Annotated in this window: 6 protein-coding genes; all 6 read left to right on the plus strand. The window is 45.2% G+C overall.

Annotation, left to right across the window (positions count from 1 at the left end; genetic code table 11):
* Positions 1-617: 617 nt before the first annotated feature.
* A complete protein-coding gene (locus MJ770_RS08800) occupies positions 618-4,127 on the plus strand; it encodes a molybdopterin-dependent oxidoreductase (RefSeq protein ID WP_239252694.1) in 3,510 nt (1,169 codons plus the stop codon).
* Positions 4,128-4,212: 85 nt separating this feature from the next.
* A complete protein-coding gene (locus MJ770_RS08805; protein WP_239252715.1) occupies positions 4,213-5,376 on the plus strand; it encodes a 4Fe-4S dicluster domain-containing protein in 1,164 nt (387 codons plus the stop codon).
* Positions 5,377-5,383: 7 nt separating this feature from the next.
* On the plus strand, positions 5,384-6,508 hold the full coding sequence (locus MJ770_RS08810; RefSeq protein ID WP_239252734.1) for an ethylbenzene dehydrogenase-related protein: 1,125 nt from the start codon (positions 5,384-5,386) through the stop codon (positions 6,506-6,508).
* 67 nt (positions 6,509-6,575) lie between these two features.
* Positions 6,576-7,316: a TorD/DmsD family molecular chaperone gene (locus MJ770_RS08815; RefSeq protein WP_239252752.1), complete on the plus strand. Its 741-nt coding sequence runs from the start codon at positions 6,576-6,578 to the stop codon at positions 7,314-7,316.
* 136 nt (positions 7,317-7,452) lie between these two features.
* Positions 7,453-7,662, plus strand: coding sequence for a hypothetical protein (locus MJ770_RS08820; RefSeq protein WP_239252791.1), 210 nt, complete (start codon positions 7,453-7,455; stop codon positions 7,660-7,662).
* A 203-nt stretch (positions 7,663-7,865) separates the two neighbouring features.
* A partial coding sequence (locus MJ770_RS08825) for an Mrp/NBP35 family ATP-binding protein (RefSeq protein ID WP_239252830.1) occupies positions 7,866-8,825 on the plus strand: 960 nt, incomplete at its 3' end.

Raw genomic sequence — 8,825 nt, forward strand, 5'->3', positions numbered from 1 at the left:
AACGAGTCCCCCGAGCTGGCACAGAATAAATGAATCCTTTCATCCAGGCTGCCGCACCGGCTATTTTTAACTCATTTTTGGATATGGAAGAGCAAAATAAACTCACCAAATAATCACGGGTAAGCAAACAAACTAGGCTGAACGTATTTTTTTGTAGCGTCACACCTGTTTTGTAATTTAAAATCTTGGATATGCGGGACTGATTCGCGTAGTCGTACCGAATAACTGACCGATTAGTTGGTACGTAATTGACACGTTAAAGAATTAAACTGCATTTTTTGGTATCAATTCTTAAAGATCAGAGGGATAGGTGCTAATTGATGAATCATTGATCTGGACAAGCGAGTCAAAAAGTAGCAGAAGTTTGATATAGATCAAATCGACTTTAATTTATCCGAGTAGATTCGCGATCATTCACTACCCAATTTTTGCCTTCATAAAAAATCGTATATTTAGGGGTGGCTGATGTGGCATATACTGACAAACTAGTTTTTGCGGCATGAAGGATCGTTGTTTCTTGTTTCAACTTAAAGTGGTGAATGAAAATTACTCGGGTTGCTGCCTTAAATATAAAGCCGAGTAAATAATTTAATTTAAATTAACATAGGGGTGAATAAATGATGGAAATTAAGAATAACATTGGCAGGCGCAGCTTTCTAAAGCTGTCCGCCACCGCTGGACTAGCTGTAATGGCCAATAACGCCTTTGCAGCTTCACCATTTCTGAAGCCGTATGTAGTTGACAACCCTCTTAAGTCTTACCCGAATAGAGACTGGGAGAAGGTTTACAGGGACATGTTCCATGTTGACAGCGAATTTATATTCCTTTGTGCGCCAAACGATACACACAACTGCCTACTAAAAGCCCACGTAAAGAATGACGTTGTAATCCGCATCTCGCCGTCATACGGCTACGGAGATGCCGAAGATATGGACGGAAACCGTTCCAGTCACAGATGGGAGCCACGCATCTGTAACAAGGGTATGGTAATGAACAGAAAGGCCTACTCAGACAGAAGACCAAAAGGCGCAATGGTTAGAACTGGCTTTAAGGCTTGGGCAGATGCAGGCTATCCACGTACTGGAGCAAACGGCTTCCCAGATCCAAAATATCTGCAACGCGGAAAAGAGCCATTCATCAAGTTGCCATGGACAGAAGCTTACGCGTTGGCAGCGGGCGCACTGGATAACATCGCCAGGACTTATTCCGGTGACGCTGGTGCAGCGTTGTTGACAAGACAAGGTTATGACCCTGAAATGATTGCGTCCATACACGGATGCGGTGTTAAGACCATGAAGTTCCGGGCAGGTATGGCCGCTCTTGGCGTATTAAGAATTTATTCATTGAAGCGATTCTCACAAGGACTGGCGCTTCTGGACGCTCATGTAAGAAATCTGGGTCCAGATGAAGCAAGTGGCGGAAAAGTATTTGACAGCTATTCATGGCATACCGATTTGGCGCCTGGATGTCCGATGGTTTCAGGTCACCAGATGTTGGATTATGAGTTCATGGTATATGAACATGCCAAGCTTATTGTATTCTGGGGTAACAACTTCGTTTGTACCAAGATGCCAGATCTACATTGGGTTAGTGAATCCAGACTCAAAGGATGTCATATTGTCGACATCTCTATCGATTACCACGCGAACTCCAACAAGGCAGATGACGTAATTATTCTTCGTCCTGGTACTGACCCTGCGCTTGGACTTGGCGTATGTCATCACCTGATCAAGAACAACCACTATGACGAGCATTATCTGAAAGCCAATACAGATATGCCTCTGCTGATCAGAACAGATAACTGGAAAAATCTGAAAGCATCTGACATCATCGAGGACTACAAGCTTGCTGAACTTACACACCATCTGAAGGTGATGAAGCCTGGCGAACATCCTACGCAACCGGTAGCCTTCCAGGCTACAGCCTTTGTTGCCGAAGACGTCCGTAAGTTCTGGGGTGACAACGTAGTATGGGATAAGAAGACAAACAAAGCAGTTCCGTTGACACGGGATGAATGCGGTGCGCGCTATGCTGCAAAGGGCGTCGATTCAGCATTGACTGGCGATTATGAAGTAACACTGCTTGATGGAAAGAAGATCAAGGTTGTGCCAGTATTCCAGCTGCAAAAAGAATACCTGGAAGAATTTACACCAGAAAACACATCCATCATGACGGGTGTTCCAGTTGAAGCGATTGTTGACCTTGCTAACCTGTTCCACAAGCACCGTGGTCAAGGCATCATCAGTACTGGCGCGGGAACCAATCACTACTTCAACTCAACCCTGAAGGATCGTGGTTTCATGCTGTTATCTGCACTGTGCGATAACGTTGGCCATATTGGAGGATGTACCTTCGGTAACTATGTAGGTAACTACAGACAATCAGTATTTGGTGGATTTGGTCAGTACCTTGCGGAAGATCCGTTCAACCCTGAGTTGGATGGCAGAAAGATGGTCACCAAGCTGGCTCACTACACTGATGACGAATCTGCTCATTACTACAACTATGGCGATCGCCCATTAAGAAATGGAACCAGATTGCTGACTGATCCAGGCCATATGCCATCACCTACCAAGGTGCTTTGGCAAGCTAACTCCAACTCCTCGTTGGGAAATGCAAAAGGTCACTATGACTTGGTTATCAATACACTGCCAAGATGGGAAGCGATATTCTACAGTGACTGGAACTGGACAGCTTCTTGTGAATATGCCGACATCGTATGGGGTGTAGATTCCTGGTTAGAAAACAAGCATACCGATATGGCTTGCTCTTGCTCTAACCCATTCCTTACAGTCTCCCCTATTACGCCATTGAGGAGATTCCAGGATACCGTTGGAGATGCTGAAGTTCCAGCTGGAATATTTAGAGCACTCACAGCACTTACTGGTGATCAAAGGTTTGCCGACTTCTTCAAATTTGTTGGAACAAGCCCATCAGGTAATCCATCAGACAGAGATTCCGAGGTTTACGGACAACGGGTTCTGAACGCTGGATCAGCCACCAGAGGGATGGTATTTGCGGAAATCAGAGAAAAAGCTAAAAGAGGTATTCCTACCATCTTTATGGCGAGAACATATCCACGGATTAGTGGATGGGAGCAAACGGCTGAAGGTGGCGGTATTCCTTGGTACACCAAGAGCGGTAGGCTGGAATTTTACATGGATGACCCAAGGCTGATTGATGGTGGTGAAAATATCACCGTGTATCGTACGCCGATTGACTCAAGCCATTACGAGCCAAACGTAATCGTCGGTAACTGCCGCGCCTTTGCATTGATGGAAACACCTGAAATGCGTGGTTTGGAAAGAATGGGGAACAGCCTTAAAATTGCTGAGAACAGGCAAGGAAGAAACGTAATCCTGACGACAAAAGAACTGATGGCGACGACCCATCCGCTTAGGCCGCATGGTTATGAATTCTGCTTCAACTCACCTAAGTATAGGCACGGTGCCCATACGACCCCAATTGATACTGACTTGATGACACTGTGGTGGGGTCCGTTTGGCGACATCTACCGTCATGACAAGAGGCAACCGTCAGTTGGTGAAGGGTTCGTGGACGTAAATCCGCTTGATGCGAAGAGATTCGGTATCGATGAAGGCGATTACATCTGGGTTGATGCTGACCCTGGCGACAGACCTTACAAGGGCTGGAAAGAAGGAACGCCGGAATACGCACTTGCCAGATTTATGGTTAGATGCAGATACTTCCCTGGTATGTCCCAAGGCTCCATGAGGATGTATTACAACGCATACGCTGCAACATACGGTAGTATGGAAGGTGCGAGGACTAGAGCTGATGGATTGGCTAAGAGCCCGCGTACTAACTATCAAGCGATGTTCAGGTCCGGAAACCATCAAAGCTGCACAAGAGCTTGGATCAATCCGACTAACACCACTGATACCGTGGCCAACAAGATGGTCTTTGGACAAGAAATTATTATTGGTCAGCAAAATGACGTCCATTGCGCCAATGGTGCGCCAAAAGAATCGTATGTTAAGATTGAACTGGCTGAAAAAGGTGGTGTAAACGGCGGCGTTTGGCATATTGCAGCTAAAGGCTACCGTCCAACCTATGAGAATCGTCAAATGAGGACATATCTCCAAGGCGGGTTTACAAGCAGATAAAAACGTATGTGCAGTCGCCGTCCTTAATAATAGGGGCGGCGTTCCTGAAGTTGTGAAATAATTTTTCGTAAATTGGAGATATACAATGGCTAGAGTTAGAAATTGGCAACTAGGTAGGGAAATGGATTATCCCTATGAAGAAAACAGGCCAGGTCGGCAAATATCAATGTTGTTCGACTTGAACAAATGTATCGCCTGTCAGTCTTGCACGATGGCGTGTAAAACGACTTGGACAGCTGGTAAAGGCCAAGAAACTGTTTTCTGGAATAACGTGGAATCGAAGCCTTATGGATTCTATCCACTTGCTTGGGATGTGAAAGTATTGGCGCTGTTGGGAGAAAATGCGCAACCGTGGTCAGGTAACAAGTACAACGGCACAACAATATTTGAAGATCTGGGCATGAACCAACGCCTCAAGGGATATCTTCCTGATGAAATGGACTATGCGCATCCAAACCTTGGTGAGGATGAGTGTCTGAAGATTCTGGATGGTGAAGGCGATTATATTAAGGGTCCTACACATAAGAACTGGGGTTTCTTCTTCCCGCGTATTTGTAATCACTGTACTTTCCCAGGTTGCTTGGCAGCTTGCCCAAGAAAGGCGATCTACAAGAGACAAGAAGACGGAATCGTTTTGATTGATGCTTCCAGATGCAGAGGCTACAGAGAGTGCGTTGCTGCTTGCCCTTACAAAAAGGCATTCTACAACGACACAACACGGACAAGTGACAAGTGCATATCTTGCTACCCTAAGGTTGAGGCTGGCTTGATGACTCAATGTACGACTCAATGTATCGGAAAAATCCGTATCAATGGCTTTAAGTCATCTGATTATGATCAGATCATGGGCGTGGGTAAGACAGTTCGGGAAAACAACCCGATCGATTTCTTGGTTCATGTTAGAAAGTTAGCACTGCCGATCTATCCACAGTTTGGAACTGAGCCGAGCAACATGTACATTCCACCGGTTCATGTTAACCCTGACTTCCTGACTCAAGTATTTGGTCCTGGCGTTGAAAATTCCATCAAGCAGTATCGGAATGCAGGTAAAGACAAAGAGCTATTAGCCGCTTTGTTACTGTTTGGAGTGACAGAACGGATCTGCGATACATTCAAGCTTGAGGGTAATGAAACAGTTGGTTATGATCCCCAAGGGAAGGAGATTGTTCGAGTTCCATTGACTGAACCCGTTTATATCAGGCAGGTCAAGAACTTGAAGACCGGCGCATTTCTTACCAATAACTCATAAGGGGCGGATGATGAAAAAATTATTAATAGCCGCGTCAGTCTTGATGATTCCTGTTGCTACGCCTGCCTTTGCTGCTAGTGCTGGTGGAGCTGGAACGTCCAAAGATTTGGCGATTCCAATTTATGCTGCTGATAACCCTGGTACGTACGGAGGTCATGAGTATCATGGTTCCTTTAAAAGGTTGCCACCAGTTCGTTTGGATGGGGGAGAGACCTATAATGTAGGTGTCATCAAGTCCATGAAAATGAAGGGAGAAATCCCAATGGACCCATTGAACAGAACATGGCATCAGGAAGATCCAGTAAGGCAAACTTCTTGGAATCAATACAATCAGAGCTGGTCGCAAGCACCGGCTACGGTCTGGAGTGATGCTTCAGCCACTGAGATTCCAATGGGTCCGCAAAACTTGGTTATGCCTGGGTTAGTAGAAGCGACAATTCCAGTTGTGAAGATCAAGTCTATTCATAACGACGAAGAAATTGCCTTCTTGTTAACTTGGTATGATTCAACCAAGTCCGAAACAGAAACAATGGAAGACAAGTTTTCTGATGCAATCGCCCTGATGTTCCCGGTGAATGCTGGATCAGAACCATCATTCATGATGGGTGACGAAGACAATCCTGTTCACATTGTTTATTGGAAAGCTGCCTGGGAAAGAGATATCGAGTTTGGATATCAAGATGTAAGAGATGCTTATCCTAACTACAACTACGATATGTATCCAGAAGTTATCCCAGCAGTTGGACAAACTATCGATACGCCAATCCGTCGTTACAACGAAGGTCAAAGACAGTATGTTACTGCCCTTAAGCTCAGAAATATCAGCAGAGTTGACCCTGAGAGGTTAACGCCTGTGGAAGAGCTGAATGCAGTTGGCTTCGGAACATTGACTAGGCAGCCCATTAACAATGCAACTGCCGAAGGCGTGAGAAGATTTGGCTACTGGTCAGTTGTTATTAAGCGTCCATTAGACTCTGGTGATAGCCAAGACGCAGTTCTTAAGTCTGGGTCTAAAACCATGGTGGCTATCGCTGCTTGGGATGGCAAAAACAAAAATGATGGTGCTGGCGGCAACAGAGGACCACGCAAGAACTATTCAAACGGAGGCTGGATCCCGCTTGAAATTGAATAGTCATAATTGATGTTCATTAGGGGGGCGGCGCTAAAACGCCGCCCCGCTTTTTATTTAAGGGGATAGAATGGTAACGACGAAATCGGAAACAGAGTTGGCCCTCGCGAGGGCAGATGTTTACAGATTTTTATCAATGGCCTTTGTCTATCCAGACAAAGATAAGCTCGCAGCACTGCACGAACTTGCATCCGATCTGGATCACTCAATAAGCGTTCTGCCTTATGATATAAAGGAAGAGTATCAGGCATTTACTAGTCTTATCGAGACAGTTGACATATCCGCGCTACAGCCAGATTTTACTGAAATGTTTTTAACCCGTATGTTTTGTCCTGCGACTGAAACAACCTATGGGAAAAACAGCTTCAATCAGCCGAATATTCTAGGTGATATTAGTGGATTTTATAAAGCATTTGGCTTTGTAATGAACGATGAGGCAGGAGTTGCATTTGATCAAATCATCGTAGAGCTTGAGTTCATGAGCTTTCTGGAATTAAAGATCGCATATGCCCTGGATCAAGCGATGGAAGAAAATATCGACATCTGTTTATCTGCGGAAAGAAGGTTTCTTGAGCAGCATATCGGGAAATGGACTGGCGTGTTCGGTGAAAATCTTGCCGCAAGAGCGAATGAAGTATATTACAGGAACTTGGGCCTGTTGCTGTCAAAATTCATGGGTTCGGAACTTAAGTTTTTTGGAATTGAAGTTGATAGCAGAATAAAAGAATTACCAAAATCTGATTATGAAGGACCTGTAGACTGTCCTCAACAATCAGGTAATGAAATGGATGAACCCTTACCGCTACATTAGTGGGTTACGATTGCGCCATTCAAATTGTTATACATAAGTAAGTCGATCAATCTTATGTTGCGCGATAAATGCTTTGATAGACCTGGTTTGAAAGAAATGTATTTTGCTGGCCAATCGCTGAATTAAGGAGCTATTTATGGACAATGGCAGAGAGATGGGAAGGCGACAATTCTTTAGCAGATTTTTCCCTGTTATGACGGAATCGATCGCTGAAAAAACTAAAGACGAGATAAAAATAGCGACCAACTCCAGCGTTACTAAGGAAACGGCTAACCTTGATAAGGCCGAAGCGGCGGATAGCGTCGAAGAGACGAGCGAAAGGAAGTACCCTTGGGTTGGAATGTGACCTCAGGTCTGGCTATTGGAATAGCCGCATACTGACAAGGCTGCAATATAATCGAACTTAAATTATTTGTCAGTCTTGAACCGTGTGTGAGCGACCAAGATTATTAAAATAATTGTTTTTTACCAAAAATCTTAAAAAAACAATTGAGGATGGTGCGAAAAGCGCCATATGAGAACAATTATTTATATCACGAGAATGTTTAAATGACGAAACCTATTGAAATAAAGAACATGCGGGACACCCGGACAGTAGCTGCGCCAGCGAAAGACTGCGGATATTTCCATGGCTGCCAAACCTGTGACGAAAATGACACCTGCAAATTAGACCGTGCGGCACATAAGAAGTGGTTGATTAACAAGCGGATGGCGGACATCAAGTACAAAGTGCTTGTCGGTAGCAACAAGGGCGGCGTGGGCAAGAGCACCACCACAGTCAACCTCTCATTTGCCCTGCAAAAACTGGGTTACAAGGTTGGTTTGGCGGATGCAGACCTTCACGGGCCAAATATCCCAAAAATGCTGGGTATTGAAGGCGTCAGACTGCGTGGAGATAAAGATGGCATCGCCCCGCACATCATGCCTGACGGGTTAAAGGTTGCGTCATTGGGCTTGCTGATAGAAGACCAGAACGAGCCGGTTGTGTGGAGAGATGCAGTCAAGTATGAATTTATCATTGAGCTCCTTGGGAATATTACCTGGGGGAAACTCGATTTCCTGATAATAGACCTGCCACCCGGCACAGGCAATGAACATATTACAATCATGGACTTTATTCCTAATCTGGATGGAGTGGTTGTTGTAAGCACGCCTCAGGATGTCGCACTCCTTGACGCAAGAAAAATGATCTCTTTTGTAAAAGAAAGAAATACACCGATAGTCGGAATTGTAGAAAATATGAGCGGCCTGATCTGTCCCCACTGTAGTGGTGAGATTGAAGTGTTTAAAAAGGGGGGCGGCGAAAGAGTTGCAACAGAACTGGGCGTACCCTTTATCGGAGCCATCCCGCTCGATAGCGAAATAGCAATTTGCGCGGATAAGGGAACCCCCGTTGTATTAGCGCATCCAGAAGCAGTTTCAACGAAGGCATTTATGGCAGTGGCCGAAAGATGCGCCAAATTCCTGGGCGCTCAGCCAGAGCAGGTTGGTAGCGGCGATTCTGCTCAA

This window comes from Candidatus Nitrotoga sp. M5, assembly GCF_927904885.1.
Taxonomy (GTDB): domain Bacteria; phylum Pseudomonadota; class Gammaproteobacteria; order Burkholderiales; family Gallionellaceae; genus Nitrotoga.